We start from the raw sequence: 26794 nt of genomic DNA, 5'->3' as shown, positions 1-26794 counted from the left end.
GCCTTCTGCAAGGCGGCGGCGCGCACGGGGGACTTAGAAAGTCCTACTGCAGCGGTCAAGTATTCATGCCGCTGAAACGACATATGTGAACGGATTCCAGAGCCTCATGCCTGAAGTCATCCTGCCCGGCGCCTCCGGTCGTATCGAAGGTCGCTATTCCCCGGGCAAGCGCGCCAACGCCCCGATCGCCCTGATCCTGCACCCGCACCCCAAGGCGGGCGGTCACATGAACAACCCGGTGGCGGTGACCCTGTACCAGCTGTTCGTGAAGCGCGGCTTCGCGACCCTGCGCTACAATTCGCGCGGCGTGGGCAAGTCCCAGGGCGAGTTCGATTCGGGCATCGGCGAGCTGGCCGACGCCGCCACCGCCCTGGACTGGCTCCAGGCCAACAACCCCGCCGCCACCCAGACCTGGGTCGCCGGCTATCAGTTCGGCGCCTATATCGGCATGCAGCTGCTGATGCGCCGGCCCGAGACCGACGGCTTCATCTCGGTGTCGCCGCCGTCGAACATGTACGACTTCTCCTTCCTCGCCCCCTGCCCGGCCTCGGGCCTGTTCCTGCACGGGACGGCCGACAGCATCGTGCCGCCGGTCGAGGTCGAGCGCGTGGTCAACAAGCTGCGCACCCAGAAGGGTATCGTCATCGACTATGAGCTGGAGGACGGCGCCAGCCACTTCTGGCAAAACCACATGGACGCCGTCGACCGCCGCGTCGGCGCCTACCTCGACAAGCGCCTGGAAGAAAAGCCGGCCTGATAACCATCACCCTCTCCCGTCGGGAGAGGGCTTGAGGCTCAGAAAGCCGCAGGCGATCCGCCAGCCGAAAGGGTGAGGGGTTATCCCCTCACCGGTGAGCGACAGAACCCCTCACCCTCCCACTCACTCCGTTCGCGGGCCCCTCCCTCTCCCTCCGGGAGAGGGGTCGAATGCGCATACCCTCGACATCCAACCGGCTGATCCGCCGCGCCTTCTTCGCGCCACCAGCCAATCGGCCCAGCATGCCCCAAATCCGGGTTAGACTCCTTCTCCCCGGTCTTTGACATCCCGCCACGCCTCGCACCCTGAGTGCAAGCCGAGTGCAAATCCCTATCGCGATACCGATCCTTCAGATTCAGATATTTACAACCGATACCTGACCCGCCACCTTCGCAATTGCACCTTTTGCACCCACTCTTTTCCGAGTGCAAAACCTACCGCTCCGCCTCCACCTCCGGACCATGGGCCCGGACGCTGAGCAGGACGCTGGCGACCATCAGGACCACGGCCAACCCCTCCAGCAGGGTCGGTCCGCGCCGGGCCAGAAGGAAGCCGTAGGCCAGGGCGAACAGGGTCTCGAAGACGATCATCTGGCCCATCAGGGTCATGGGCAGCAGGCGGCTGGCGCGGTTCCAGAAGGCGTTGCCGACGATGGAGGCGCCGAAGGCCACCGCCGCCGAGACGCCGGCGAACAGGCCCCAGTCGGCTCCTCCCCAAGCCGGCGGATCGAACAGGACCAGCACCGCCAGCCCCAGCGACAGCCCGCCCGTCACCACCCCGGTCAGCAGCGACCAGTCGTGGGCCGAGACCTGCGGCAGCCCGTCCAGCCAGCGGCTGTTGAACACCGCATAGGCCGACCAGGACAGCAGGGCGGCGATGGCGCAAGCGAGGCCGAGCAGGCTGCTCCACAGGGATCGCGCGCCCTCCCCGGCTCCGCCATGCGAGGCTTCGTGCCCGATCAGGACCACGGCGATGACCGCCAGCGCCAAAGCCGGGGCGATCCGCTTCAACGGCGCCGCGCCGGGCTCGCGCAGACCCCACAGGGCCACCACCACCGGCACCATCCCGACGATCAGGGCGCTGGCCGAGACCCCGGCCCAGTGCACGGCGACCACCAGCAGGGCGTAGTAGAGCAGGTTCCCGAGCACGCTCAGCAGCACCAGCGCCCGCCAGGCCTCACCTGTCAGCAGGGCCGTCAGCCGCCGCCAGCGCGGGGCCACCAGCACCGCCGCGATCAGGCCATAGGCGAGGTAGCGCCCGGCCGCCATCAGGGCCGGAGAGGCGTCCGGCGTGGCCTTGGGCGCCAGGAAGACCATGCCCCACATGGCCCCGGCCCCGACACCGCAGGCGACGCCCATCCAGCGTCCTTGGGGCCACCGGTTCGAGGGAGCGTTCAATAGAGCAGGAAGGGCTTCCGCGCCTCTTCCCAGGCCGCCTCGTCCGGCAGGGTCAGGGCGTCGAGATCGGCGGCCGTGGCCGACCGGTCGTCCACCCACTCGCGCAGGGCCGGACCGCCGTTGATCGTGTCGATCGGCAGCTTGCCGAAGGCGTACTCATAGGGGAAGTCGCGCCACAGGTCGTAGTCGGGATAGAGGTTGCGAACCGCCTTGAAGGCTAGGGCCTGGACCCGCCACGGCTTGAAGGCGGCGTGGTCATAGTGGGGGTCGTCCACGTGGATCTGGACCCCGTTGCAGAGCTGGCCGACATGCTTGTGGAAGGTCGGCTGGAACCAGCAGTCCCTGAGGACGCAGCCCTGAAGCCACTCGGGCGCGAGGCGCCGCATCTCGGCGATGACGTCGCGGGCGACGATGTCGGGAGCCCCGAACAGCTCCAGCGGACGGGTCGTGCCGCGTCCCTCGGACAGGGTCGCCCCCTCCAGCATGACGGTGCCGGCATAGGCCCGGACCATGGAGACATTGGGGGCGTTGGGGCTGGGGTTGATCCAGCTGCGCTCGCTCAGCGGCCAGCCGTAGCCGGGGCCCTCTTCCGGCTCCCAGCCCTCCATCTCGATGACGCGATAGTCGACCTTCAGCCCGAAGTGGTCGATGAACCACAGGCCCATCTCGCCGAGCGTCATGCCGTGCCGCATCGGCATGGGCCCGGCCCCGACGAAGCTCTCCCAACCCGGCCTCAGCGTCAGCCCCTCGACGGGCCGCCCCGCCGGGTTGGGCCGGTCCAGCACCCAGACCGTCTTGCCGTGCTCGGCTGCGGCCTCCAGCACGTACAGCAGGGTCGTCACGAAGGTGTAGATGCGGCAGCCCACGTCCTGCAGGTCGATCAGGATGACGTCGAAGGTGGTCATCGACTGGCCCGACGGGCGGCGCACCTCGCCGTACAGGCTGAACACGGGGATGCCGTGGACCGGATCGGTCTCGTCCGGCGTCTCCATCATATTGTCCTGCAGGTCGCCCTTCATCCCGTGCTGGGGCCCGAAGGCGGCGGTCAGCGTGATGTCCGGCAGGGCCGCGAGCGCGTCGATGGAGTGGGTCAGGTCCGCCGTCACCGAGGCCGGATGGGCCAGCAGCGCCACGCGCCGCCCCTTCAGCTCGGCCTGAAGGGCGGGGTCGGACAGCAGGCGGTCGATGCCGAACTTCATGGGCGGGCGTCTCTACTCGGTGTCGGACGCCGGCAGGACCAGCGTGAACGAACGGGCGTTGTGGAAGTCGGGCTTAGCCGACGGATGGGCCAGAGCCCAGTAGGACAGACCGCCGTCGATGTCCTCGATCACGGCCGACAGGGCCAGCCGGTCGGCCGAGGCCGGCAGGTCGACGACGAAGCCGAGGTCGAGGTAGTCGCCCCGCCCTTCGAGGCTGGTCAGCACCGCCTCCTCGGGCGCCGCGGCCATGTCCTGACGATAGCCGCTGAAGCTGTAGGAGGCCCACTGGCCCGTGGTCGCGAAGTTGAACTCGCGGTAGCCGTCGTCGGTGCTGATGAAGGCCTCGAAGCAGGTGCGCCGCCACAGCTCGTCGGTCCGCACCGCCTCCCCGGGCGCGGCCGGCCGGATCCGGGCCGTGTCGCCACTCACCCGATAGGTCAGTTCCAGCCGGTCACCCTTGCGCCGGATGTCCACCGCGATGGACTCGGCCGGAGAGCCGGTTGTGCCGGGATAGGGGATCAGGGAGGCGCGCATCCTCCCTCGATAGCGCGACCTTGACGCGGGTCAACGTCAGAAGCTACGCAGGGACCATGTTCGCACGCCTCGCCCGCACCGGCCTCTATTACCGCTCGCTGAGCTAGCGAGCGGCCGCGAACCCACGCGCCGCCCCCGCTGGCGGCGCGCCCCCTCCGGAAACGGATGACGCCCGTCGGCCTCCCTGCTAACGGAACCGCCATGACCGAGACCCCTGCCCCCACCGACTTCAAGTCCGCTTTCCTCACCACCCTGCGTGACCGCGGCTACATCCATCAGGTGACCCATCCGGCCGAGCTGGACGCGGCGGCCGCCGCCGGGATCGTGGTCGGCTATGTCGGCTTCGACGCGACGGCCAAGAGCCTCCACGTCGGCAACCTGATCTCGGTCATGATGCTGCGCCGGCTGCAGCAGGCGGGCGGCAAGCCCGTGGTCATCATCGGCGGCGGCACGACCAAGGTCGGCGACCCGACCGGCCGCGACGCCTCGCGCCCCCAGCTGACCGACGCCGACATCGCCGCCAACATCGCCTCCATCAAGTCGGTGTTCGAGGTCTTCCTGACCTTCGGCGACGGCCCGACGGACGCCATCCTGATCAACAACGACGACTGGCTGTCGCAGTACGGCTACATCCAGTTCCTGCGCGACTACGGGACCCACTTCACGGTCAACCGCATGCTGGCCTTCGACTCGGTCAAGCTGCGGCTCGAGCGCGAGCAGCCGATGAGCTTCCTCGAGTTCAACTACATGCTGATGCAGTCGGTGGACTTCCTGGAGCTGAACCGCCGCCACAACGTCACGCTTCAGATGGGCGGGTCGGACCAGTGGGGCAACATCGTCTCGGGCGTCGACCTGGTGCGCCGCGTGGACCAGAAATCGGCCTTCGGCCTGACCACGCCGCTGCTGACCACGGCCTCGGGTGGCAAGATGGGCAAGACGGCTCAAGGGGCGGTCTGGCTGAACGCCGAACAGCTGAGCCCCTACGACTACTGGCAGTTCTGGCGCAACGCCGAGGACGGCGACGTGGGCAAGTTCATGCGCCTGTTCACCGACCTGCCGCTGGACGAGATCGCCCGTCTGGAGGCGCTGGAAGGCGCCGCCATCAACGACGCCAAGAAGGCGCTGGCCGACGCCGCCACGACCCTGCTTCACGGGGCCGAGGCGGCGGCGACCGCCCGCGCGGCCGCCGAAAGCGCCTTCGAGAAGGGCCAGCTGTCGGCCGACCTGCCGACCGTCGAACTGCCGTCCGCCGAAGTCATCGGGGCCATGGTCGCGGCCGTCGTGACCAAGGCCGGCCTGACCGCGTCCAACGGCGAGGCGCGTCGCCTGGCCCAGGGCGGCGGCCTGCGTCTGAACGACGAGGCCATCGCCGACGGCGCCCGTCTGATCGAGGCCTCCGACGTCAATGCCGACGGGGTGATCAAGCTGGCCGCCGGCAAGAAGAAGATCGTCCTGGTCAAACCCGTCTGAGCCCGGAGCCGCCGCCGATGACCGACATCACCGAAGGCCAAAAGGCCCCCGCGTTCGACCTGACTGTCGACGGCGGCGGCTCCGTCTCGCTCGAAGGGCTGAAGGGGAAGACCGTGGTCCTCTACTTCTACCCCAAGGCCGACACCCCCGGCTGCACGACCGAGGGCCAGGACTTCACCGCCCTCGGCGATGAGTTCGCCGCCGCCAACGCCGTCGTCATCGGCGTCTCCCGCGACCCGGTGAAGAAGCTGGACCGGTTCAAGACCAAGGCGGCGCTGGGCGTCATCCTCGGCTCGGACGAGACGGGCTCGGTCACCGAAGCCTGGGGCGTCTGGGGCGAGAAGACCCTCTACGGCCGGGTCTATATGGGCATCGAGCGCGCCACCTTCCTGATCGACGGTGAAGGCGTTGTGCGCCGCACATGGCGCAAGGTGTCGGTCAAGGGCCACGCGGCGGCGGTGCTCGCGGCCGCCCAGGAACTGTCCGCCTCCTGATCTAACCCGCGCAAGCAGAGTGCGCCCCTGCAACAATACCCCAATGGCGCGAATCTGGCCCTGCCCTAGATTCGTTTCAGGCGTTGCGGCGCACAATGATGGTTAACAACGCGTGAACGCTGTTGCCGTCCTGCCTCTGTTCCCGGATAAGTGTCCCCGTAAGCGTGGGGGCGTGATTACAATGCAGGAAGATACAGGAGTGGTCAGGCGCTCCTTGATCGAACGCCTATTCCCCGAGCGTTGTCTCTATCTGCGTGAGAGCAACGGCGAGGTTCGTGGCTATGTGCTGACGACGGGACGCCAGATGATCATGGCCGGCGTCGCGGCGCTGGCGGTCGGCTGGACCCTGGTCGCCTCGGGCGGCTTCCTCTTCGACGTCGTGGCCCAGACCCAGGCGGACAGCCAGGTCGTGCGCGCCCGGGCCGCCTCCGAACGCGCCAACGCCGACCTTCAGGCCCGCCTCGAGACCGCCGTGGTGCGAATGTCGGCGACCAACGGCTCGCTGGACGAGATGGCCCAGATGGTCGAGCACCGCCACGCGGCCCTGACCGGCGTCATGTCCATGTTCCACGGCGTCCCGGGCGCCTCGGCGGCCCTGAAGCCCGCCGAGGGTCTGAACCCCGCCAACCACAGCCCGGTCCAGCGCGTCATGGCCGTGCGGCTGGATCAGGACCGCCTGATCGCCCGCGCCGAGACCGTCGCCCAGAGCCGCGCCGAGCGGCTGCGCCTCGCCTTCCGCCTCGCCGGCCTGAACCCGGCCGCCTATGTCGTCCACGGCGCCGGCCTCGGCGGTCCGCTGGTCGAGGCCAAGGACCCGCGCGCCCTGGCCGCCATCCTGGACGTCGATGAAGGCTTCGCCGTCCGCATCCGCAACGCCGCCGACAATCTGAACGACATGCGCCGGCTGGCCGACGTCGCCGATGGCCTGCCGTTCGCCCGCCCGACCCAGGCCCGCACCACCTCGGGCTTCGGTGTCCGCTTCGACCCCTTCAACGGCCGTCCCGCCCTGCATCAGGGCCAGGACTTCGCCGCCCCGCTGAACACCCCCATCTATGCGACGGCGCCCGGCGTCATCTCTTTTACGGGCGTTCGTTCAGGGTATGGCAACACCGTTGAGATAGACCATGGGCACGGTTTCAAGACCCGGTTCGCCCATCTGAACTCCATCGCCGTCAAGTCCGGCCAGGCGATCGCGCTTGGCCAGAGGATCGGCGCGATGGGAACCACCGGCCGCTCCACGGGCGTTCATCTGCACTACGAGGTGTGGGTCAACGGCCGAGCCCAGAATCCAGCCCGCTTCCTCAGAGCAGGAGACCAACTTGTTCAACAAGACTAAGCCCGCCACGCCCGCTCCCGGCCAAGCCCGGCCGACACCCGCGCCGATCCCGCCCCTGCCGGATCTGCCCTCGCCAGGACGTCCCATGACCAGCGCCCCCACCCCGGCTCCCGCCCCGTCGATCTCGTCGCGCGGCCTGTCGACCCTGTCGTCGGACCTCCAGTTCGAGGGCACGGTCACCGGCGGCGGCGACCTGCAGGTCGACGGCTCGGTAAAGGGCGACATCCGCGTCGGCCGCCTGATCGTCGGCGAGACCGGCGCCGTCGAGGGCAATGTCAGCGCCGACTACCTCGAAGTGCGCGGCCGCATCGTCGGCGGCGTCACGGGCAAGCAGGTCAAGCTGGTCTCGACCGCCTATGTCGACGGCGACATCACCGCCGAACAGCTGTCGATCGACATCGGCGCCTACTTCCAGGGCCGCGTCCTGCAGAGCCGCCCGCAGGCTCCGGTGGTGGCTCCGGTGGCCCCGGCTCCGACGCCTGTCCCGACGCCCGCCCCGGCCGCCGACGCCTTCAGCGCCCCGCCGCTGCCGGCCGAAGACAAGCCCCAGATCCCCAGCTTCTGAGGACTGGCCACAGGCTGAACCATAGAAGGGCCCGGAGCGATCCGGGCCCTTTCTGTTTGGGCGACGCGGCGCCTCAAGCCAGAGCGGCCCAACCCGCGAGCGCGGCCACAAGAACGACGACTGGCGCGCTGAACCGGCTCTTCCACCTGACCGTCACCGCCATGGCGCCAAGGAAGATGAGAACGGCCGGAATGACGTCGGCCAGCGCGACCCTTTGCGCCGTCGTCCACGCCAGCTGCAGACTGGTGGCGGCAATGATCCCGACCGCCGAGGCGGCGACCCCGGCCAGAATCTGATGAAGCCGCGGGTTTTCGGCGAACTCCTCCAGACGTTCATAGAAGAGCATCGAGAAGGCGAAGGCGGGAAGGAAGACCCCTGCCGTGATCGCGACCGCCCCGCCCCATCCGGCGACCACATAGCCCGCGAAGGTGCAGAAGATGACGAGAGGCGCCGGCAGCATCCCGGCGAAGGCCACGCCGTCCAGGAATGTCGCGTCCGACAGCCAGCCCCGGCCGACCGTATCCGTGCGGACGTAGGGGATTGCGGTATAGGCTCCCCCGAACGTCAGCAGACCGGCCTTCAGTCCTGTCCAGAACATCAGCAAGGCGCCGGGCGCCGCCGCCCCCGCCACGGCCAGACCATCCAGCGAGACCGATCGCCCGGAGAGATGAGACAGCCCGAAGGCCGCCAGGATGGCGAGACCTGTGACGCCAGCTGCCCAGCCCCAACGCCGTGACTGAACGAGCGGGTAGAGCGCTCCGCTCGCCCCGAGGATAATCCAGAAGCTGACGCCAATCAGTGATCCGGCCAGGCTGGCGAAGGCGAGCCCCCACAGCACACGGTCCTCCAGAACGTGTTTGCCGATGCGCTGAACGGCCCGCACGATGATGGCGATGACGGCGATCTGGACACCCAGAAAGGCGCCCGCCAATAGGTCCCTCGATGGGGCCAGCGCGACATAGGCGGCGGCGACGCCCAGCATCAGCACGAAACCGGGCAGCATGAACGCAAACCCGGCCAGAAGCCCGCCCCACCGCCCCTTCGCCCGAATGCCGAGGTGGACACAGAGTTCGTGGGCCTCGGGTCCGGGAAGCACCTGCATCACGGCCAGCAACCGGTTGAACCCGGCGCTCGATATCCAGCGCCCCTCCTCGACCAGTTCGCGTCGGATCATCGCGATCTGCGCCACCGGCCCTCCGAACGCGAGCAGGCCAAAGCGGAGAAACCGCAGAAACAGCTGGCTGTAGGACAGGGCGGGCGGACGTGCGTCTTCGAGGGCGGTCGTCATAGCCAGTCTCCTCCGCGACGGGCGCGGTTCAAGGAGCGGCGCTTGGACGGGTTCCGTCTGACCGGGCGTCCGCATGAGCCCGATATGATCACGCTAGTGGGTCGGATGAGGCTTTGTCAAAGGGGGGGCCTGAGCGCGCCCGAAAGCAAAAGGGCCCGGATCGCTCCGGGCCCCTTGTCTTTAGTCCACCGACGATCCGCGGGTCTCGCCGACCCGTTGGGCCAGGGCGGCGCCCATGAAGGCGTCGAGGTCGCCGTCGAGGACCCCGGCAGTGTCCGAGGTCTCGACCTCGGTGCGCAGGTCCTTGACCATCTGATAGGGCTGCAGGACGTAGGAGCGGATCTGGTGACCCCAGCCGATGTCGGTCTTGGCGTCAGCCAGGGCCTGGGCCGCGGCCTCGCGCTTCTGCAGCTCCAGCTCGTACAGACGGCCGCGCAGCATCTTCCACGCCATCTCGCGGTTCTGGTGCTGGGAGCGGCCGGCCTGACAGGCGACCACGGTGTTGGTCGGGATGTGGGTCAGGCGCACGGCCGAGTCGGTCTTGTTGATGTGCTGACCGCCCGCGCCGGACGCGCGATAGGTGTCGGTGCGAACGTCGGACGGGTTGATGTCGATCTCGATCGCATCGTCCACGACCGGCGACACCCCGATGGAGGCGAAGGAGGTGTGGCGCTTGGCGGCGGCGTCATAGGGGCTGATGCGGACCAGGCGGTGGACGCCCGATTCCGACTTCAGCCAGCCATAGGCGTTGGGGCCGGTGATCAGGACGGTCGCCGACTTGACCCCCGCCTGTTCGCCGTCTTCCATGGCCTCGATCTCGACCTCATAGCCGTGGGCCTTGGCCCAGCGGGTGTACATGCGCAGCAGCATGCCGGCCCAGTCGTTGGACTCGGTGCCGCCGGCGCCGGAGTTCACTTCCAGATAGGCGTCGTTGCCGTCGGCCTCGCCGGACAGCAGGGCCTCCAGCTCGGCGCGGGCGGCGCGGTCCTTGATAGCCTTGAGCTGGGCGCGGGCCTCCTCGAGGGTGGCTTCGTCGCCCTCCTCGTCGGCCATTTCGGACAGCATGACGCCGTCCTCCAGGTCGCGCACCATCTCCTTGACGGTGTTGATCTTGCCTTCGAGCTGGGCGCGTTCGCGACTGACGGCCTGGGCCTCGTCGGGCTTGTCCCACAGGGTCGGGTCCTCGACCCGGGCGTTCAGCTCATCGAGCTTTCTGACGGCGACATCCCAGTCAAAGACGCCTCCTGAGCAGAGCGACGCTCTGCTCGATGTCGGCCTTCATGGCCTCGACATCCGGTCTCATCGCAATCTCCGGCGATACATAAGTGAGGCGCGGACATAGAGCGCGCCGGGGGGAATAGGAAGGGTGAATGGTAACCCGTGAGTCGTGATTGGCGGTTCAACCAGCTGAGACCGCGGCGGACCGGCGCGGAACCAGCCACACTCACCCCTCACGACTCACCAATCACGCCTCACGGCCTCAGTACAGTCCGCTCAGGTCCTCGGCCGGCGGCTTCTGCGGCGGCGGCGGGGCCGAGGGCGGCGGCAGGTTGGGGATCGTCGGGCCGACGCCCTGCTGCTCCTGACGGATGACGTCATTGTAGTTCATCGGGCCGACGGGGGCGTTCGGATCCGGCGCCTGGTCGTTGCGCGCGCGCTCGGTGCCGGGGCGGAAGGCCTCCTCGATGCCGTTGACCGTACGGAAGACGGCGTTGCGCGGACGCACGAACGGCCGGGCCGGACGCTCGCGCAGGGCGCGCTGCATGAAGTCGGTGAAGATCGGCACCGGGGTCGCGGCGCCGGTCTCGCCGGAACCCAGCGAGCGGTTGTCGTCGAAGCCGATGAAGACCCCGACCACGATGTCGGACGAGAAGCCGACGAACCAGGCCGAGCGATAGTCGTTGGTCGTGCCCGTCTTGCCGCCGATCCAGCGGCCCAGGCCACGGGCGCTGGCCGCGGTGCCGCGCTGGACCACGCCTTCCAGCATGGAGGAGATCTGATAGGCGGTGATCGGGTCGATGACCTGGGTCCCGCGCGGCTCCAGACGCGGCGAGGGCTGGCCGCTGAAGCCGCGATCGCACTCGCGGCACTGGCGGCGGTCGGCGCGATAGACGGTCTCGCCGTTCCGGTCCTGGACCATCTCGATCAGATAGGGATCGACCCGGCGGCCGCCGTTGACGAAGGCGGCGTAGGCGGCGGTCAGGCGATAGGGGGTCGTCTCCCCTGCCCCCAGCGACACCGACAGATTGGGCTGCAGGGTGTTCGAGACGCCCATCTTCTTGGCCAGATCGATGATGCGCGGCATGCCGATGGTCGAGGCCAGACGCACGGTCATGACGTTGCGCGACAGCTCCAGACCGCGACGCAGGGTCGAGGGGCCGTAATACTCTTTCGAATAGTTCTCAGGCGTCCAGCGGCCGCCGTTGGCGCCGCCCGCGAAGCTGATCGGGGCGTCCAGCACGACCGAGGCCGGGGTGAAGTCGCCAGTCTCCAGCGCCGTGGCGTAGACGATGGGCTTGAAAGCCGAACCCGGCTGGCGCTCGGCCTGGGTGGCGCGGTTGAAGCTCGACAGGGCGTAGGAATAGCCGCCGACCATGGCCAGGACCCGGCCCGACTGGGGCTCGATGGCCACCAGGGCGCCGTTGACGGCGGGGATCTGCTTGAGGGCGTACTGGCCGCCCTTCTTCTCGACGAAGATCAGGTCGCCGCGACGCAGTTGGCGGTTGGCGTTGGCCCAGGCAGCGTCGGCGACGATCAGGCTGCCGGTGTCTCCGTCCCGCGCGGTGATGATCGAGACGCTGTTGCCCGAGACCGAGGTCACGGCGGCGGCCTGCCAGGCGCGGCGTTCGGGCGGCGCGGTCTTCTTCAGGGCCTGGGCCTGCCAGCCGTCGGCGAAGTCGGTCGAACCCCAGGCGCCGCGCCAGCCGTGGCGGCGGTCGTAGTTCTCGAGCCCGGTCATCAGGGCGTCGCGGGCCGCCGTCTGCAGCGTCGGATCCAGCGTCGTGCGCATATAGAAGCCGCCGGCGTTCAGCTGGTCGCCGATGTCGGTGTTGGCCAGGGCCTGACGGCGGGCTTCCTCGACGAAGAAGTCGGCGTCGGCGTACTGGGCGCGCTTGGGGGCGTCCTGGGTGATCAGGGGCCGGGCGCGGCCGTCGATCATCTGCTGTTCGGTGATCCAGCCGTTCTGCTCCATCTCGCCCAGCACCCAGTCGCGCCGGCCCTTGGCCGCGCCGGGGTGGCGTTTGGGATGGTAGTTGTTCGGGCCCTTGGGCAGGGAGGCGAGGAAGGCCGCCTCGTCCGGCGTCAGCTGCTGCAGCGACTTGCCGAAGTAGTTGTAGGCGGCCGAGGCCACGCCATAGGACCGGTAGCCGAGGAAGATCTCGTTCAGATAGAGCTCGAGGATCTGCTCCTTGGTCAGGGTCGCTTCCAGGCGGCTGGAGAGGATGGCCTCCTTCAGCTTGCGGCCCACGGTCGATTCATTGGTCAGCAGAACGTTCTTCGCCACCTGCTGGGTGATGGTCGAGCCGCCTTCCAGACGCCGTCCGGAGACGAAGTTGAAGACGTTCTTGAACATGGCCCGGCCCAGACCGGAGACGTCGATGCCGCCGTGCTGGAAGAAATTCTTGTCCTCGGCCGCCATGAAGGCGTGCACGACCTGCTGCGGGATCTGCTCATAGGGCACATAGATGCGCCGCTCGTCCGAGAACTCGCCGATCAGGGTGCCGTCGCCGGCATAGACGCGCGTCGCGGTCGGCGGGCGATAGTCGGCCAGTTCGGAGGCGTCCGGCAGGTCATGGAACAGCCAGGCCGCATAGACGGCGACCACCAGTCCGGCCAGCGCAATAGCGCCCAGCAGGCCGATGCCCGCCCACACGAACCAGCGTTCCGCAACCTTCACCGCAAACTCCGACGGGAACTCCCCAGAGGTGGGTTTAGCCCGCGTCGCCGTCTGCGCAAACAGTCATCGACGAAACCGGGCCGTTAAAAGCCTCAGGCGGCTCGCGAATATCCCCGCCCTGTGGCGTGGGCGCTGTTCCGGGCGGGCTGGGCGCGATGATCCAGCTCGAAGCGGGCGACGAGATCGGCCAGCTCGCGCGACTGCTGGGCCAGCATGTGGCTGGCGGCGGTGGATTCCTCGACCATCGCCGCGTTCTGCTGGGTCACGCGGTCCATCTGGTTGATGGCGGTGTTGACCTCCTGCAGGCCGCTGGCCTGTTCGCGGGCCGAGGCGGCGATCTCGGCGGCCAGGACGCGGACCTGATCGACCTCTTCGGCGATGGCGCTCAGGGCCGAGCCGGTCTGGTCGACAAGCTTCACCCCGGCCTCGACCTGACGGCTGGATTCGGTGATCAGCGCCTTGATCTCGCGGGCGGCGTCAGCCGAGCGCTGGGCCAGGGCCCGGACTTCCTGCGCGACCACGGCGAATCCGCGACCGCTGTCACCCGCCCGCGCCGCCTCGACGCCCGCGTTCAGGGCCAGAAGATTGGTCTGGAAGGCGATCTCGTCGATGACGCCGAGGATCTGGCTGATCTGCTGCGAGCTGGCGGCGATGGCCGTCATCGCGGTGTTGGCGTCGTGCGCCACCTCTCCGCCCGCGCGGGCGGCGTCCATAGCGGTATTGGACACGCCCGCGACCTTGCCGGCGCTTTCGGCCGTGGAGCGGACGGTGGCGGTGATCTGGTCGAGGGCGGCGGCGGTCTCTTCCAGAGCCGCAGCCTGTTGTTCGGTGCGGCGCGACAGGTCGTCGGCGGCGGTGGTGATCTCGCCGGCGCCGTTCTGCATCTCGTCCACGGCGCCCGCGACGGCGCCGAGCGCCTCGCCCAGGGTCGCGGCGGCGGCGTTGAAGTCCTCCTTCAGCCGCTCGGCCTTGGGGGCGACGGGGGTCGAGATCCGATACGTCAGATTGCCGTCGGCCAGGGCGGCCAGCCCCTCGGCCAGAACCTCGATCAGATGTTGGTCGTCGGCCGCCTCGCGGGCCTTGTCGGCGCTGACGGCGGCGCGCTCGGCTTCGGTCGCGGCGCGGGTCTCCTGGGCCTCGGCGGCGAGGCGCTCGCGGTCCAGAGCGGCGACACGGAAGCGTTCGACGGCCTGGGCCATCTGGCCGATGTCGTCGCGACGGTTCGCCCAGGGCGTCTCGACGTCCATCGCGCCGCCGGCCAGCCGGTGCATGAAGGCGCCCAGCCCTTCCAGCGGCTTGAGCAGCCGACGCGTGGCCAGAAGGCAGATCAGGGTGGCCAGAAGGGTGAAGACGCCGCCGATGATCATCAGGGCGTTGCGGGTGTCGGTGACCGACTTCATGAACTCGGCCTCGGGGATGCCGACATAGAGAACGCCGATCACATCACCCCGGACGTTCTTGATCGGGTCGTAGGCGACGAAGAAGGGCTTGCCGAGGATGTCCGCCCGACCGCGATAGGTCTCGCCCCGGGTCAGGACGGCGTCATAGACCGGCCCCTTGGCCAGAGGCGTACCGACCGCCCGGCTGCCGTCGGGCTTCTTCACATTGGTGGTGATGCGGGTGTCGCCCATGAAGACGGTTGCGGTGCCCCCGACCAGGGTCTTGATCTTGTCCACGGGGGCGAAGAAGTCGTTCAGGGCGGTCGAGCCGATGGTCATCCGGCCGCCCGAGACGTCGAAGTCGGTGCCGTACTGGCCCAGCACGTCCCAGGCGACGCGCATGTTGGATTCCTGACGCTCGGCGGCGCGCGCCATGGCGTCCTCGGTCATCAGCCAGGAGGTCGTCAGGGTCAGCAGAATGCCCAGCGCGGCCAGACCCGCCACGATCATCAGGGCGATCCGGCCCGACAGAGATCCCATTGCCTTGTGCATTGAACGCCCGACTCACTTGTTCGCTAGTGCAGCAAAGCTAGAGCCTGCCGCTGAAGCCAGACCTAAGCGGAGTCTAGGTAATATTCCTTAACGCAGGGCCGTCAGGCCGCTTTTCTGCGGTCGATCTCCGCTTTCGCAGCTGCAACAGCGTCGACGTCCATGTCGGTCTGGGACGCCATCCAGCGCAGATAGTCGTCGGGCACCTCGGACCAGGGCTTCTTGCGGTGCTTGCCGAAGGGGACGGTGGCGATGTCGCGCGGGGCGTTGGACCACTCCAGCAGCTGTTCGACGCTGTGGTCCTTGAGCAGGTCCATCAGGATGTGGGCGGTGACCCAGGCGTCGGGGCCGGCCCGGTGCGCGGGATCGGCCAGGGCCGGATCGAGCCGAAAGCCGCGCCAATAGCGCAGCACCTGGTTGGAATGGCCGGGCGCCTCGGGCCAGGCCTGTTTCGACGACCGCACGGTGCAGATCCACGGCAGGCCGCCGGTCGCCGTGTCGGCGATGAAGGCGCGCTCGAACCGCATGGAATGGGCGACCATGACGTCCGCCGACCCTTCTCCGGAAAGCGGGGCGAACATCTCGCGCAGCCTGTACTCGTCGCAGTGCGGGTCGTCGGCGCAGAAATGCTCGGGCGTCAGATGGTGCACAGCCATGGCGTGGAAGGAGATTTCGCCGCGCGGCCGGAACAGCTTCGACACCGGCGGCAGGGCCTTCCACCCCTCCCCTTCATCGACCACGTCGACGAAACCGACCTCGATGATCTCGGAGGTACGGTCCCCGCCGGTGGTTTCCAGATCGACGACTCTCAGACGCATGGCGGCAATATAGGCCGTCGAACGGCCTTGCCCACGTCAGGAGCGGACGTCTGCTGTCAGGGTTGACCGGCGGCCATGCTGGCCGAGGCCATCTGCAGCGGGGCCGAGGGCTCGCGGAAGTAGCGGTCGATGCCTTCGGCGACGGCGTGCATCAGGCGGCGGCGGCTCGACGCGTCGCCGAGGGCGCGTTCGTCGTCGGGATTGGTGATGAAGCCCATCTCCAGCAGGACGGCGGGAACGTCGGGAGCCAGCAGGACGGCCAGGCCGGCGTCACGGTGGCTGCGGCGCAGCAGCGGCTGGTCGGCGGCCTCCATATGGGTCAGCAGGACGCGGGCGAACTGGGCGGACCGGTTCTGGGTGGCGCGCTGGGTCATGTCCAGCAGGATGCGGTCGACCGAGGGGTCGCGGCCCGGCAGGTGCAGGTCGCGGTGCCAGTTGTCGCTGCGGGTGACCTCGCGCACGGCCCGGCTCGCCCCCTGTTCGGACAGGGTATAGACCGAGGCGCCGCGCGTGGCCGGGTCGGCCCCGGCGTCGGCGTGCAGGGAAATAAAGAGATCGGCGTCGGCCCGGCGCGCGATACGGACGCGCTGATAGAGGTCGACATAGGTGTCGTTGGTGCGGGTCAGGAGCACGCGATAGCGGCCGGTGGATTCCAGTTCCGACTTCAGGGCCAGGGCGGCGGCCAGCGTCAGTTCGCTCTCGTGGCGGTTGGCGCCCGAGGCGCCCGGGTCGTGTCCGCCGTGACCGGCGTCGATGACCACCAGCGGCTTTTCGGCGCGGCGGGTCTCGGGGCGAGAGGTTCCGTAACGGGGGGCCTGACGCTCGACGCCCGGACGCGGGCCGTTGGCGACAGCGGCGCCCGCGCGGGTCGCGGCAGCCGGGCCGGTGGCGCGCAGATCGATGACATAGCGGTAGTTCGAGACCCCGTCGCCGGGCGGCAGCAGGAAGCGACGTTCGATCTGGGCGGCGCGCGCCAGGGTCAGCTCTACGCGCGAGGCGGTTCCGACCGGATTGACGGTGAAGGCGTTGACGAGGCCCGAACCGTCCCCATTTAGATTGGAGCGCGGGGCCACGCCGCTGAGGGTCAGGACCATCTGGCCGCTGGAGCCGGTCTCGACGACACGGCCCTGGGCCGAGGCGCCCAGGTCGATGACCACGCGGGTCCGCTCGCCGTCGCCGCCGAAGCGCACGCCCAGCACATCGCCGACCGATCCGGCCGCCAGACCACGCCCGCCGGCGAACAGCACAGCGCAGATGACGACGAAGGCCATCGCCGTCATCGCCCACTCACGCGCGCCCCACCGGGCCATTTGAGACATCCACCGACCGTGCATTCTGACGGGAAACCCACCTTCTTTGTTAAGCACACGATGCCAGAAGCGGGTTTGGAATGGGTTAAGCGCCCGGACGGGATCGGCTGAATGTTGAATCGCTTCGCGGTTCCGCTGGAAACGATCGGGCGCCAAGCCTTTTCATTCCCGTTCGGGATGCCTATGCTTTGTCTGCTCGCGGAGTGTTCGCACCGGCCGATTTGATCGACCCCGGCGCGTCGACCTCGCCTGCAGTGACTTTCAACCTATCCGAGGATCCAGGGCGACGAGCCGTGGATTCGAAGACCGGGGTCCCTCGCAGCCTTTCTTCTGGCGCGTACGACCCCAGGACCGACTGAACCCCATGGGCCTTTCCGCCTGCGCTCCCATCCGGCCCTCGATGGCCGTCGTCGAGTTTCTCGACGGGAAGACGCTCGCCCTGGCCTCCAATCCCATTCGGCGAGCCGCCCAAGACCTGAAGGCCAAGGCCACAGGTTCCGGCAGAGCGCGCCAGAGAGACCCCTTCAATGTCAAAGACCATGCTTATCGATGCGGCGCACGCGGAAGAAACCCGCGTCGCCATCGTGGACGGACGCCAGGTTGAGGAATTCGACTTCGAGTCGAAAACCAAGCGCCAGCTCCGCGGCAACATCTATCTCGCCAAGGTTACGCGCGTAGAGCCCAGCCTGCAGGCCGCCTTCGTCGAGTACGGCGGCAATCGCCACGGCTTCCTGGCCTTCAACGAAATCCACCCCGACTACTACCAGATCCCCACCGCCGACCGCGAAGCCATCATGGCCGAGGCGAACTCGGACGAGGACGACGCCGACGACCACGCCCGTGAGTCCGACGACGAGTCCGAAGGCGGCATGGCCGAGGAAGAGCGCCTGAAGCGTCGCCTGATGCGCCGCTACAAGATCCAGGACGTCATCCGCCGCCGTCAGATCCTGCTGGTGCAGGTCGTCAAGGACGAGCGCGGCGCCAAGGGCGCGGCCCTGACCACCTGGCTGTCGCTGGCCGGCCGCTACTGCGTGCTGATGCCCAACACCGGCAAGGGCGGCGGCATCTCGCGCAAGATCACCCAGGCCTCGGACCGCAAGCGCCTGAAGGCCGCGGCCGCAGCCCTGGACGTGCCGCGCGGCATGGGGCTGATCATCCGCACGGCCGGCGCCAAGCGCACCAAGGCCGAGATCAAGCGCGACTACGAATATCTGCTGCGCCTGTGGGAGACGATCCGCGAGACGACGCTCGCCTCCAACGCCCCCTCGCTGATCTATGAGGAAGAGAACCTCGTCCGCCGCGCCGTGCGCGACATGTTCGACAAGGATTTCGACGGCATCCAGGTCGAGGGCGTCGAGGGCTTCAAGGAAGCGCGCGACTTCATGCGGGTGCTGATGCCCTCGCAGGCGAAGAAGGTGCACCTGTACCAGGGGTCCAGGCCCCTGTTCGCCGCCAACGGCATCGAGGAGGTCCTGACGGGCATCCACCAGCCGGTGGTGACGCTGAAGTCCGGCGGCTATCTGGTGATCAACCAGACCGAGGCCCTGGTGGCCATCGACGTCAACTCGGGCCGCGCGACCAAGGAACGCAACGTCGAACAGACCGCGTTCAAGACCAACTGCGAAGCCGCCGTCGAGGCCGCCCGCCAGCTGCGCCTGCGCGACCTCGCCGGCCTGGTCGTCATCGACTTCATCGACATGGATGAATCGAAGAACAACCGCACGGTCGAGCGCATCCTGAAGGACGCCCTGTCGGAAGACCGCGCCCGCATCCAGATGGGCAAGATCTCCAGCTTCGGCCTGATGGAAATCAGCCGCCAGCGCCGCCGACTGGGCGTGCTGGAAGGCGCCACCGAGGTCTGCCCGCACTGCCAGGGCGCCGGCCGCGTCCGCTCGGCGGAATCGGCCGCCCTGATGGTGCTGCGCGCCGTCGACATCGAGGCGGGCAAGAACGGCGCGGGGTCGATCAACCTGCGCGTCTCGACCGCCGTCGCCCTCTACATCCTGAACCACAAGCGCGACTATCTGCAGCATCTGCAGGCCACGCGCGGCCTGGCCGTGATCATCCAGATCGATGACAGCCTGGGTCAGGGCGAGAGCGCCATCGAGCGCACCGAGACCAATGAGGACTTCGTCGCCGCCGAGCCGACCATCGCCCTGGCCGACCTGCTCAATGACGGCTTCGACGACAACGCCTTCGACGACGAAGACGAGGACGACGACGAAATCATCGACGACGAGGACGAAGACGACCTCGAGCGCGAGGACACCGACGACGACGAGCCGCGCACGCGTCTGGAAGTCGAGAACCGTGGCGGTCGCGGCCGCAAGCGCCGTCGTGGCGGCCGTCGCGACGACGAAACCTCCGGCAACTACGCCGATGGGGCCCCTGCCCCGTCGGCGGACGACGATGATGACGACAGCGAGGCCGGCCGTCGCCGTCGTCGCGGTCGCCGTGGCGGTCGCCGCGTGCGTGAGGACGGCGACGCCTCGGGCGGCGGTTCCTTCTTCTGGGTCCGTGGCCGCACCCCGTCGCTGGACGACCCCTATGTCTGGTTCGACCCGATCAACCCCGAGCCCCGCGCCCCGCGCGCGCCGGTCGCCGTGTCCGAAGGCGTCGCGTCTGACGTCGAGGAACGCGTCGGCGAACGCCCCGAAGGCGAAGCCAGCGGTGAGCGCGAAGGCGGCCGTTCGCGCCGTCGTCGTCGCGGTCGCGGCCGTGGCGACCGGGGTGATCGCGGCCTGACTCACGAGGTCAAGGTCGAGGCCCGCGCCACCAACGAAGGCATGCCCGCCGACGGCTCGCCTGACACCCCGATGGCCGTGATGGTCGAGGGTGAAGCGGTCGAAGCCGACGCTCCGGCCATCCCCGCCGAGCCGCAACGCCGCCGCGTGCGCCGCAAGCCGGCCAGCGCTTCGGCCGCGACCACCGATGTCGATCTCGACACCGGTGTGGAGCCCAATGAGGCCGAGCCGATCGGTGAAGCCGTCGAGCTGGACGTCACCCCTGTGGAGGCCGTCGAGGAGCGCGCCGCCGTCGAGGCCCTGATCGCCGAGCCCGAGCCGGAGACCACCCCGGTCCCGACCCCGGCCGTGATCGCCGAACCCGTCGCCGCGCCCAAGCCCGAGGCCGATCTGTCGTCGATCATCGCCGCCGATCCGAACCAGATCGCCGCCCCGCCCGAGAAGCCCAAGCGCGGATGGTGGCGCCGCTGAGCCGCAGGGCCTAGATGACAAGGACTGGAGCGCGTCAGCCGCAAAACGGACACCGATCCCGGCGACCGTCGCGCTCCAGTCCAGCCATCCGGCCCGCCCATGCGGCCACGGGGGAGCTCATCTTGAACGGCCTTGCTCGCGTCGCCTCTCTGTTCCGGCCTTCTCCCAAGGCTGTTTCGCGTCTGATCGCGGCGGCGACGGCGGCCGTGTTCGCCTTCGGCGTCGCCGGTCCGGCCTCGGCCCAGAGCGCCATCCGCGACACCGAGATCGAGGGCATCATCCGCGGTTGGGCCGATCCGGTCTTCGTCGCCATGGGTCTGAACCCGGACGAGGTCGAGGTCCTGCTGATCAACGACCCGAGCCTGAACGCCTTCGCCCTCAAGGGGCGGATCATGGGCATCAATACCGGCCTGATCGAACAGACCACCACGCCCAACGAGCTGCTGGGCGTGATGGCGCACGAGGCGGGTCACATCAAGAACCGTCACCTGCTGCGCGACGGCGTCCAGAACGCGGGCATGCAGCCCTTCCTCATGAGCATGGCCCTGGGCGCCCTGGCCGTGGCGGTGGGCCAGCCTGGCGCCGGCGCCGCGCTGATGGCCAACAGCCAGTATTTCGGCACCCTCGGCGCCCTGCGCTACATGCAGAGCCAGGAGGGCGAGGCCGATATCTCGGGCGCCCGTGCGCTGGAGGCCGCGGGCGAAAGCGGCAAGGGTCTGGTCGACTTCTTCGAGAATTTCCGCTCGCAGGAGGTCTTCTCCGACGCGCGCCGCTATCCCTATTTCCGCAGCCACCCCCTGTCGGGCCAGCGGATCGAGGCCCTGCGCCGGCCGGTCGAGGCCGCCCCCCACTACGGCCATGTCGACAGCCCCGAGCGGATGGCCGATCACGCCCTGATCGTGGCCAAGATCCACGCCTTCATGGATCCGCCCAGCCAGACCCTGCGCGACTATCCGGCCTCGGCGACCGACTTCCCCAGCCGCTACGCCCGGGCCATCGGCTATTACCGCGACGGCCAGACCGACAAGGCGATCCAGGGCGTCGACGCCCTGCTGGCCGAGAAGCCGAACGATCCGTATCTGTGGGAGCTGAAGGGCCAGATCCTGTTCGAGGACGGACGCCCGGCCGATTCCCTGTCTGCGCACCAGCGCTCGGTCGAGCTCAAGCCCGACGCCCCCCTGCTGCGCATCAACCTGGCCCACGCCCTGATCGAGACCAACGACCCGACCAATCTGGACCCGGCCATCGACCAGCTGAAACGCGCCGTGGCGCGCGAGCCGGACAACACCATGGCCTGGCGCCTGCTGTCCCAGGCCTACTCCAGCCAGGGCAAGGAGGGTCAGGCGCGTCTGGCCTCGGCCGAATACTGGTTCGCCGCCGGCGACACCGACCAGGCCACCCAGTTCGCCCTGCGCGCCCGGCCGCTGCTGGACCGCAACTCGGTCGAATGGCGCCGCGCCGTCGACATCGTCCTCGCCTCGGGCGCGACCGATCAGGACATCCAGGACCTGGACCGGCGCCAGCAGCGCCGTCAGGGTCCGATCATCGAGCCGCCGTCCTCGACGGCGACCCTGCCCGGCGGCGCCCGGCCGACCACCTGACTTTCAAAGACGAGACTGCATGACCGACGACGCCCCCGAGCCCGCCGTGGCGCCTGAAACGGCGCCTGCGCCCACGCTGAAGCAACGCTGGCTGACCGGCCGCAGCATGCTGGCGCTCGGCGTCTCGGTTGTCGCGCTGGGCTTCGCGGCCGCGCCCTACGTCGTCCCCGGCCTGTTCGGCTCCCAGGTGCGCGCCTATCTGCTGAACCACCCCGAGGTGCTGGCCGAGGCCCAGGTCGCCTGGCAGGTCCAGCAGCAGAACGACCAGCAGGCCCGGGTCAACGCCGCCGCCGCCGCCCATCCGGGCGCCCTGCGCGCCGCGCCCGGCGAACCGGCCTTCGGTCCCGCCGACGCCAAGGTCACGGTGGTCCAGTTCTTCGACTACCAGTGCCCCTACTGCAAGGCCGTGGCGCCGGACTTCCTGCGCCTGATGCAGGCCAATCCGGACGTGCGCTTCATCTTCAAGGAATGGCCGATCCTCGACCACGGCGAGGGCATCACCTCGCGCTACGCCGCCCAGGCGGCGTTGGCCGCCCAGGCCCAGGGCAAGTATCTGGCCGTGCATCAGGCCCTGATGGACGAACGCGCCCTGACGCCCCAGGCCGTGGACCGCATCCTCGCCGCCAACGGCGTGACCGGCCCCATCGGCAGCCCCGAGGCCGCCCGCATCGTGACCAATGTCCGGATCGACGCGACCAACCTGACCATCGAAGGCACCCCGACCTTCTTCATCAACGGCAAGGCCGCCCCCACCCACGACCCGGCGGGGCTGGCCCAGATCATCAACGCCGAAAAGGCGAAGTAGGGTCAGTAGATCGGGTCGAGCGACCAGCCGGACAGGCCCAGCATGAACAGGCCGGCCTCCCGCATCTGCTGGTAGTTGGCGGGCGCGTCTTCGCTCGGCGACCAACGGTTGATGTAGCGGTACTCGCCCGGAGAAGACCCCTCAATGATCCAGCGGCTGCCGTCGAGGCCGCCATAGCTGTCATCGACCGGCGGCTGGTCGAGGATCGCAGTGGACGACAGAGTGGCTTCCAGAGCGCGCTGCTCTGCGGAAGTCAGCAGCCGAACAATCCGCGCTGACGGAGGCTCGGCGCTATAGCCACCTGCCCCTTTCAGCTTCGTCGCGGTCATCAGAAGGCGCCCGTCGGAAACGGTGTCTATCCGCACGATAACAGGAGCGTGGAAACTGCGCAGCCAGGTGAAGCGGATGCTGTGCGCATAAGGCGAGCCTGCATGTCTGCTCGCCAGATAGAGCGACGGCTCTTCGGCCGCGCGCCAGTAGCCTGTGTACCAGCCCTTCTCAAAGTCATCGACGACGGGCCGTTTGCGCCTTTCCCAAGCCGAGGACGCGTTCACCCACACCGGAACCTGAAACGACCCCGGGAAATACTGGAGGCGGGTCGAGCCGAGGTAGGCCACCCAGACCGCGATGGCGATCGCCAAAGCGATCATGAACGCCGCCGCCCAGCCGAACGTCGCCCCATTGCTCACGCCCAGCCGCAACCCGAACTTCTGGCTGATAAAGGGCGGCTCGGCCGGACCGGGCCGCGGGCGACGGGCCGGCCCCATCATCACGCCAGCGCCAGATACATCCGGCCGCCGATCCACTGGGCCCGCGACTGACTCAGGGCCGCGTCCATGGCGGCGGTGTTCCCCAGCGCCTTCTCGGCCTCGGCGAGGACGAAGTAGCTGTAGGGGTCGGCGGGCCAGTCCTTGAGCAGGTCCTCGATCTTCGCCTTGGCCCCGGCGGCGTCGCCGTTGGCCAGCATGGCGGCGGCGAGGCTGCGGCGGGTCGGATACCAGATGGCCGGCGGATCGCCGCCCTCGTCGTCCTGGGCCTGGATGGCGGCGGCGCGGGTGAAGGCGGCGACGGCGGCCGCGTGGTCGCCGGTGATCATGGCCGCGCGGCCTTCCAGCACGCGCTGGAACAGTTCGACGAAGCCCTTGACCTGCTTCGCCTGCGGCGCGGTGTCGGGGATGGCGGCGTTGATCTCGGCGATGGCCGCGGCCTCGACGGAGACGGCCTCGGCGTCTCCGCGGCGCGCGGCGGCCTCGCCCCGGGCATAGCGCCAGCTCATCCGCAGCAGAGGGTTCGAGGCCGGCGGCTCCTTCAGGGCCGCGACCATCTCCTGAGAGCCGAAACGGCCGTAGAGGGCATAGGCGTCATTGGCCATGATCTGGCGCCAGGCGTTGGTCGCCGGAATGTCCGGATAGGTGGCCAGGAAACCGTCGGCGAGGGCCAGCCCCTCCTCCGCCCCGCCCGACATCAGGGCGCCGCCCATGCCGAAATGCAGGTTGTGGCCGTGCAGGGGCATGCCGCCCGCGATCCCGCCGGGACGCGGCGCGATCTCCTCATAGCGCTTGTCCAGCGCCACGGCGTTCACATTGGCCCGCATGGCGTCGATGTAGCGGCCGACGCGGTAGTAGGTGTGCGACGGCATATGGACGAGGTGGCTGGCGTGCGGCGCCAGCAGGGCCAGTTTCTCGCCATAGGGAATGGCCTTGTGCGGGTCCGCCGACCATTCGGTCATGTGGATGTAGAGGTGGATATTGCCCGGATCATCCGGCTTGACCGACAGGGCGTGCTCCAGGATTTCCATGGTCCGGGTCGTGGCCGGATAGGCCGCCGTGCCGTCCTTCTTCCACGGATCGTCGTCGATGCTCAGCATCCAGGCGTCGGCGGTGATGGCGGCGATGGAGATGTCGTCGGGATGGGCGCGGGCGATGCGGTCCATGCCGCGTGCGAACCGCGTCGCCCGCGTGGCCTTGCGGCCTGAATAGCGCTGGATCAGGGCGTCGATCATCTGTTTCTGCATCGGCGAGGCGTCGCGGGCCAGCCGCCGGGCGTCGCGAGCCGCCGTCAGGGCCGCGCCGATCGAGGCGTCGTCATTGCCGCCGCCGTTGAGGTTCGGCCCCAGGGCCCAGGCCTCGCCCCAGGCGCACATGCCGCATTCGGGGTCCAGCATCCGGGCCTTGCGGAAGGCGCGGACAGCTTCGGTGTGTTCGAAGGCCCAGCGCAGGCGGACGCCCTGGTTGAACCAGACCTGGGCCTCGGGCGTCGCGTCGACGGCGTAACCCTCGTCCCCGAAGCCGTCGACCAGCACCATGTCGGCGACCGGCGCCGTGGTCATGGCCGAGCCGACCTTGCCGCACTGGGGCGCATTGTCGATGGCGTCCAGCATGGCCTTGTCGGCGGTCGCGTCGGCGACGGCGGCCGGCCCGATCAGGGCCAGGGTCGCCACGGTGAAAGCCAGAAGTTTCAAACGCATCGTCATCTCCCCCGAAGCCGAGGGGGCACCCTGACGGAAAAACGCCGTCAGGCCAATGCGGCGGATGAGGTCTCTAGATCAGACCGGCCAGCGGCGACGACGGGTCGGCGTACATCCGGCGCGGCATGCGGCCGGCCAGATAGCCCTGACGCCCGGCGATGACGGCGTGCTTCATGGCGCTGGCCATCAGGATCGGATCCTTGGCCCCGGCGATGGCGGTGTTCATCAGGACGGCGTCGCAGCCCAGCTCCATCGCCAGAACGGCGTCAGAGGGCGTGCCCACGCCCGCGTCGACCAGCACCGGCACCTTGGCCTGTTCGACGATCAGGCGGACGTTGACGGCGTTCTGAAGCCCCAGACCCGAGCCGATCGGGGCGGCGGCCGGCATGATGGCGGCGGCGCCGGCCTCCTCCAGCCGCTGGGCCATGACCACGTCGTCGGTGCAGTAGACCATGACGTCGAAGCCGTCCTTGACCAGCATATCGAGCGCCCGCAGCGTCTCGACCATGTCGGGATAGAGGTGGGCGGTGTTGGACAGCACCTCCAGCTTGACCAGGTTCCAGCCGCCGGCCTCGCGCGCCAGACGCAGGGTCCGGACCGCATCCTCGCCGGTGAAGCAACCGGCGGTGTTGGGCAGGAAGGTGAAACGATCCGGCTTCACATAGTCGACCAGCATCGGCTGGGACGGATCCGACAGGTTCACCCGGCGCAGGGCCACGGTCACGATCTCGGCTCCCGCGGCCTCGGCGGCGGCGGCGTTCTGGGCGTAGTCGACGTATTTGCCGGTGCCCACGATCAGCCGCGACGAGAAGGTGCGGCCGGCGACGGTCCAGGTGTCGGTCGTTTCGGCGGAGACGGCTTCAGTGGCGATGGGGGCGTGCGCGTTCATGCGCCTGATCTAGGCCTCCGGCGGCGGAAACGGAACCCGCGATTCACCCCCCGCCGACGAAGATCACCATCTCGATGCGATCACCGTCGCCGAGGACGGTGTCGGCGTGGAGGGAACGGGGCACGATCTCGAGATTGCGCTCGACGGCGACCTTGCGCGGGTCCAGACCCAGTTCTCCGACGAGATCCAGAATCGTCCGGGCGGAGACTTCTCGCGTATCTCCGTTGACTTGAATGCGCATACCGCTACGTCAGCCTTTCGCGCGGGTCGCTTTGACCTGCGCCGTCAGTCAGTTAAAAGGCCGCCCGATTCATGGGCGTTCCCGCGCCCGGAGCCTCACCGCAGGTAATGCCCGAAACGCCCGTCATCTACGTCCTGAACGGTCCGAATCTCAACCTCCTCGGGGTGCGTGAGCCGGATATCTATGGATACGAGACCCTGGCTGACGTTCAGGCGCTCTGTGAGAAGGCCGCTGAAGGCGCCACCGTCGTCTTCCGCCAGTCCAATCACGAAGGCCAGCTGATCGACTGGGTCCACGAGGCCCGCACCGAGGGTTCGGCCATGGTCATCAACCCCGCCGGCTATGGCCACACCTCCGTGGCCCTGCTGGATGCGCTGAAGGCCCTGTCGATCCCGGTGATCGAATGCCACCTGTCCAACCCGGCGTCCCGTGAGGAATTCCGGCACAAGACCTATGTTTCGCTGGTCGCGACCGGCGTCGTCGCGGGCTTCGGCCCGCAGAGTTACGAACTGGCCGTCAAGGCCGCGCTGAAGCTCGTTGCGGAACGCGCAGCGGCCGCCGCCCGTTCGTCCTGAGATCAAG

Annotated in this window: 22 protein-coding genes; 9 read left to right on the top strand and 13 right to left on the bottom strand. The window is 68.6% G+C overall.

Features of this window, described 5'->3' with window-relative positions; translation table 11 throughout:
* Positions 1 to 106 precede the first annotated feature (106 nt).
* Positions 107 to 757 carry an alpha/beta hydrolase gene (locus AC1ROD_RS08350; RefSeq protein WP_207931755.1) on the top strand — a complete coding sequence of 217 codons (651 nt, stop codon included), beginning with the start codon at positions 107 to 109 and terminating at the stop codon, positions 755 to 757.
* 434 nt (positions 758 to 1191) lie between these two features.
* On the opposite strand, the gene AC1ROD_RS08345 is transcribed toward AC1ROD_RS08350, so the two are convergent.
* The 3 genes from AC1ROD_RS08345 to AC1ROD_RS08335 are packed head-to-tail and all read right to left on the bottom strand — an operon-like array spanning position 1192 to position 3887.
* Positions 1192 to 2115, bottom strand: coding sequence for a DMT family transporter (locus AC1ROD_RS08345; RefSeq protein WP_492947809.1), 924 nt, complete (start codon positions 2113 to 2115; stop codon positions 1192 to 1194).
* Between the two features lie 35 nt (positions 2116 to 2150).
* Positions 2151 to 3353 carry an exo-beta-N-acetylmuramidase NamZ family protein gene (locus AC1ROD_RS08340; protein ID WP_492947808.1) on the bottom strand — a complete coding sequence of 401 codons (1203 nt, stop codon included), beginning with the start codon at positions 3351 to 3353 and terminating at the stop codon, positions 2151 to 2153.
* Positions 3354 to 3365: 12 nt separating this feature from the next.
* Positions 3366 to 3887, bottom strand: coding sequence for a DOMON-like domain-containing protein (locus AC1ROD_RS08335; protein ID WP_492947807.1), 522 nt, complete (start codon positions 3885 to 3887; stop codon positions 3366 to 3368).
* Positions 3888 to 4088: 201 nt separating this feature from the next.
* On the opposite strand from AC1ROD_RS08335, the gene tyrS reads away from it, so the two are divergent.
* From tyrS to AC1ROD_RS08315, 4 genes are all read left to right on the top strand, one after another.
* Positions 4089 to 5357 carry a tyrosine--tRNA ligase gene (gene tyrS / locus AC1ROD_RS08330; protein ID WP_492947806.1) on the top strand — a complete coding sequence of 423 codons (1269 nt, stop codon included), beginning with the start codon at positions 4089 to 4091 and terminating at the stop codon, positions 5355 to 5357.
* 17 nt (positions 5358 to 5374) lie between these two features.
* On the top strand, positions 5375 to 5851 hold the full coding sequence (bcp, locus tag AC1ROD_RS08325) for a thioredoxin-dependent thiol peroxidase (protein ID WP_492947805.1): 477 nt from the start codon (positions 5375 to 5377) through the stop codon (positions 5849 to 5851).
* Between the two features lie 181 nt (positions 5852 to 6032).
* The gene (locus tag AC1ROD_RS08320) at positions 6033 to 7187 is read left to right on the top strand and encodes a M23 family metallopeptidase (RefSeq protein ID WP_492947804.1); all 1155 of its coding nucleotides are present in this window, start codon (positions 6033 to 6035) and stop codon (positions 7185 to 7187) included.
* Positions 7171 to 7752: a bactofilin family protein gene (locus AC1ROD_RS08315; RefSeq protein WP_492947803.1), complete on the top strand. Its 582-nt coding sequence runs from the start codon at positions 7171 to 7173 to the stop codon at positions 7750 to 7752. Before AC1ROD_RS08320 ends, AC1ROD_RS08315 begins: the two co-directional genes overlap by 17 nt.
* 73 nt (positions 7753 to 7825) lie before the next feature.
* Here AC1ROD_RS08315 and chrA read toward each other — a convergent pair whose 3' ends face one another.
* The 6 genes from chrA to AC1ROD_RS08285 form a co-directional block, all read right to left on the bottom strand.
* Positions 7826 to 9040 (bottom strand): chromate efflux transporter, encoded by a 1215-nt coding sequence (gene chrA, locus AC1ROD_RS08310; protein ID WP_492947802.1) that lies wholly within the window; start codon positions 9038 to 9040, stop codon positions 7826 to 7828.
* 180 nt (positions 9041 to 9220) lie between these two features.
* A protein-coding gene (gene prfB / locus AC1ROD_RS08305) for a peptide chain release factor 2 (protein ID WP_492947801.1) occupies positions 9221 to 10343 on the bottom strand; the annotation gives its coding sequence in 2 pieces (ribosomal slippage) (positions 9221 to 10273 and positions 10275 to 10343; 1122 coding nt in all).
* Positions 10344 to 10520: 177 nt separating this feature from the next.
* Positions 10521 to 12938, bottom strand: a complete 2418-nt coding sequence (locus AC1ROD_RS08300) for a penicillin-binding protein 1A (protein WP_492947800.1) — start codon at positions 12936 to 12938, stop codon at positions 10521 to 10523.
* Positions 12939 to 13030: 92 nt separating this feature from the next.
* Positions 13031 to 14857 (bottom strand): methyl-accepting chemotaxis protein, encoded by a 1827-nt coding sequence (locus tag AC1ROD_RS08295; RefSeq protein WP_492947799.1) that lies wholly within the window; start codon positions 14855 to 14857, stop codon positions 13031 to 13033.
* Positions 14858 to 14970: 113 nt separating this feature from the next.
* Positions 14971 to 15684 carry an exonuclease domain-containing protein gene (locus tag AC1ROD_RS08290; protein ID WP_492947798.1) on the bottom strand — a complete coding sequence of 238 codons (714 nt, stop codon included), beginning with the start codon at positions 15682 to 15684 and terminating at the stop codon, positions 14971 to 14973.
* A gap of 56 nt (positions 15685 to 15740) precedes the next feature.
* Positions 15741 to 16994, bottom strand: a complete 1254-nt coding sequence (locus AC1ROD_RS08285; RefSeq protein ID WP_492947797.1) for an N-acetylmuramoyl-L-alanine amidase family protein — start codon at positions 16992 to 16994, stop codon at positions 15741 to 15743.
* Positions 16995 to 17521: 527 nt separating this feature from the next.
* On the opposite strand from AC1ROD_RS08285, the gene AC1ROD_RS08280 reads away from it, so the two are divergent.
* The 3 genes from AC1ROD_RS08280 to AC1ROD_RS08270 all read left to right on the top strand — a co-directional run bounded on the left by AC1ROD_RS08280 (position 17522) and on the right by AC1ROD_RS08270 (position 22615).
* Positions 17522 to 20209, top strand: coding sequence for an Rne/Rng family ribonuclease (locus AC1ROD_RS08280; RefSeq protein WP_492947796.1), 2688 nt, complete (start codon positions 17522 to 17524; stop codon positions 20207 to 20209).
* A gap of 122 nt (positions 20210 to 20331) precedes the next feature.
* Positions 20332 to 21810, top strand: coding sequence for a M48 family metalloprotease (locus AC1ROD_RS08275; RefSeq protein ID WP_492947795.1), 1479 nt, complete (start codon positions 20332 to 20334; stop codon positions 21808 to 21810).
* 19 nt (positions 21811 to 21829) lie between these two features.
* A complete protein-coding gene (locus tag AC1ROD_RS08270; RefSeq protein ID WP_492947794.1) occupies positions 21830 to 22615 on the top strand; it encodes a thioredoxin domain-containing protein in 786 nt (261 codons plus the stop codon).
* Between the two features lie 2 nt (positions 22616 to 22617).
* Here AC1ROD_RS08270 and AC1ROD_RS08265 read toward each other — a convergent pair whose 3' ends face one another.
* The 4 genes from AC1ROD_RS08265 to thiS form a co-directional block, all read right to left on the bottom strand.
* Positions 22618 to 23385, bottom strand: coding sequence for a hypothetical protein (locus tag AC1ROD_RS08265; RefSeq protein WP_492947793.1), 768 nt, complete (start codon positions 23383 to 23385; stop codon positions 22618 to 22620).
* Complete coding sequence (locus AC1ROD_RS08260; RefSeq protein ID WP_492947792.1) at positions 23385 to 25082, bottom strand: hypothetical protein; 1698 nt, start codon at positions 25080 to 25082, stop codon at positions 23385 to 23387. Before AC1ROD_RS08260 ends, AC1ROD_RS08265 begins: the two co-directional genes overlap by 1 nt.
* Before the next feature lie 73 nt (positions 25083 to 25155).
* A complete protein-coding gene (locus AC1ROD_RS08255; protein ID WP_492947791.1) occupies positions 25156 to 25971 on the bottom strand; it encodes a thiazole synthase in 816 nt (271 codons plus the stop codon).
* A gap of 43 nt (positions 25972 to 26014) precedes the next feature.
* A complete protein-coding gene (gene thiS, locus AC1ROD_RS08250) occupies positions 26015 to 26212 on the bottom strand; it encodes a sulfur carrier protein ThiS (protein ID WP_492947790.1) in 198 nt (65 codons plus the stop codon).
* A gap of 107 nt (positions 26213 to 26319) precedes the next feature.
* Here thiS and aroQ point away from each other — a divergent pair, with 107 nt between their 5' ends.
* The gene (gene aroQ, locus AC1ROD_RS08245) at positions 26320 to 26787 is read left to right on the top strand and encodes a type II 3-dehydroquinate dehydratase (protein WP_492947789.1); all 468 of its coding nucleotides are present in this window, start codon (positions 26320 to 26322) and stop codon (positions 26785 to 26787) included.
* The last annotated feature ends 7 nt before the right edge of the window (positions 26788 to 26794 follow it).

The sequence above is a fragment of the Brevundimonas sp. GW821-FHT12E07 genome (assembly GCF_058807035.1).
Note: the sequence above shows the minus strand (reverse complement) of the source record. Positions and strands in the feature narration are given on the sequence as shown.

What these genes read in the sequence shown, in the direction of transcription:
- AC1ROD_RS08320 (WP_492947804.1), top strand. Translation starts at nt 6,033, where the DNA reads ATGCAGGAAGATACAGGAGTGGTCAGGCGCTCCTTGATCGAACGCCTA.
- bcp (WP_492947805.1), top strand. Translation starts at nt 5,375, where the DNA reads ATGACCGACATCACCGAAGGCCAAAAGGCCCCCGCGTTCGACCTGACT.
- aroQ (WP_492947789.1), top strand. Translation starts at nt 26,320, where the DNA reads ATGCCCGAAACGCCCGTCATCTACGTCCTGAACGGTCCGAATCTCAAC.
- AC1ROD_RS08280 (WP_492947796.1), top strand. Translation starts at nt 17,522, where the DNA reads ATGTCAAAGACCATGCTTATCGATGCGGCGCACGCGGAAGAAACCCGC.
- AC1ROD_RS08340 (WP_492947808.1), bottom strand. Translation starts at nt 3,353, where the DNA reads ATGAAGTTCGGCATCGACCGCCTGCTGTCCGACCCCGCCCTTCAGGCC.
- AC1ROD_RS08265 (WP_492947793.1), bottom strand. Translation starts at nt 23,385, where the DNA reads ATGATGGGGCCGGCCCGTCGCCCGCGGCCCGGTCCGGCCGAGCCGCCC.
- AC1ROD_RS08255 (WP_492947791.1), bottom strand. Translation starts at nt 25,971, where the DNA reads ATGAACGCGCACGCCCCCATCGCCACTGAAGCCGTCTCCGCCGAAACG.
- AC1ROD_RS08345 (WP_492947809.1), bottom strand. Translation starts at nt 2,115, where the DNA reads ATGGGCGTCGCCTGCGGTGTCGGGGCCGGGGCCATGTGGGGCATGGTC.
- AC1ROD_RS08270 (WP_492947794.1), top strand. Translation starts at nt 21,830, where the DNA reads ATGACCGACGACGCCCCCGAGCCCGCCGTGGCGCCTGAAACGGCGCCT.
- AC1ROD_RS08285 (WP_492947797.1), bottom strand. Translation starts at nt 16,994, where the DNA reads ATGGCCCGGTGGGGCGCGCGTGAGTGGGCGATGACGGCGATGGCCTTC.
- AC1ROD_RS08335 (WP_492947807.1), bottom strand. Translation starts at nt 3,887, where the DNA reads ATGCGCGCCTCCCTGATCCCCTATCCCGGCACAACCGGCTCTCCGGCC.
- chrA (WP_492947802.1), bottom strand. Translation starts at nt 9,040, where the DNA reads ATGACGACCGCCCTCGAAGACGCACGTCCGCCCGCCCTGTCCTACAGC.
- AC1ROD_RS08290 (WP_492947798.1), bottom strand. Translation starts at nt 15,684, where the DNA reads ATGCGTCTGAGAGTCGTCGATCTGGAAACCACCGGCGGGGACCGTACC.
- AC1ROD_RS08260 (WP_492947792.1), bottom strand. Translation starts at nt 25,082, where the DNA reads ATGCGTTTGAAACTTCTGGCTTTCACCGTGGCGACCCTGGCCCTGATC.
- AC1ROD_RS08350 (WP_207931755.1), top strand. Translation starts at nt 107, where the DNA reads ATGCCTGAAGTCATCCTGCCCGGCGCCTCCGGTCGTATCGAAGGTCGC.
- thiS (WP_492947790.1), bottom strand. Translation starts at nt 26,212, where the DNA reads ATGCGCATTCAAGTCAACGGAGATACGCGAGAAGTCTCCGCCCGGACG.
- tyrS (WP_492947806.1), top strand. Translation starts at nt 4,089, where the DNA reads ATGACCGAGACCCCTGCCCCCACCGACTTCAAGTCCGCTTTCCTCACC.
- AC1ROD_RS08295 (WP_492947799.1), bottom strand. Translation starts at nt 14,857, where the DNA reads ATGGGATCTCTGTCGGGCCGGATCGCCCTGATGATCGTGGCGGGTCTG.